Annotated in this window: 1 tRNA gene; it reads left to right on the plus strand. The window is 47.5% G+C overall.

Annotated features, from left to right (window positions below):
* The first annotated feature begins 252 nt into the window (after positions 1-252).
* A tRNA-Glu gene (locus HB860_RS21965) sits at positions 253-328 on the plus strand.
* Positions 329-621 lie beyond the last annotated feature (293 nt).

Consider the following 621-nt stretch of genomic DNA (forward strand, 5'->3'; position numbering starts at 1 on the left):
GGGAACCTGGGGTTGGATCACCTCCTTACCTTAAGATGTCGTGTTGTTGAGTGTTCACACAGATTGCCTTGATTCAAAGTAGTTAGAGCAAAGACCTGATGCGCAAGCGTCAGTGCTTATCTGGCTTTGGCCAGATGAGAGAAGCCCTATCATTGGGTTTTGGGATGTGAATAATGGCGCTCGGCCTCGCAGGCTCGGCACTCGCCATTACCCAAAATCTGCACTGCTGACGCAGCGCAAAGATGATTTTGGGTCCCCTTCGTCTAGAGGCCTAGGACACCGCCCTTTCACGGCGGTAACAGGGGTTCGAATCCCCTAGGGGACGCCACTTCTCTTCTTGCTAACAAGAATGCAGACATAAGCATGCGTGTTTATGTCTGTTTTCTTCGGCGCACTTTATAAGTGAATGCCGTTGCAAACATGCTCTTTAACAATCTGGAAAGCTGATTTAAAAAGTAGTTCTCAAACATTTGTTACAAGTGCTTTGGAAACTTCTTGGCGAAAACCAAAATTTATTTTGGTCCTTGTTGTACAGCAACAAGCTGTGCCGGTTTCACCGACACTTCTTGGGGTTGTATGGTTAAGTGACTAAGCGTACATGGTGGATGCCTTGGCAGTCAG

The sequence above is a fragment of the Aeromonas genomosp. paramedia genome (genome assembly GCF_023093515.1).
Classification (GTDB): domain Bacteria; phylum Pseudomonadota; class Gammaproteobacteria; order Enterobacterales; family Aeromonadaceae; genus Aeromonas.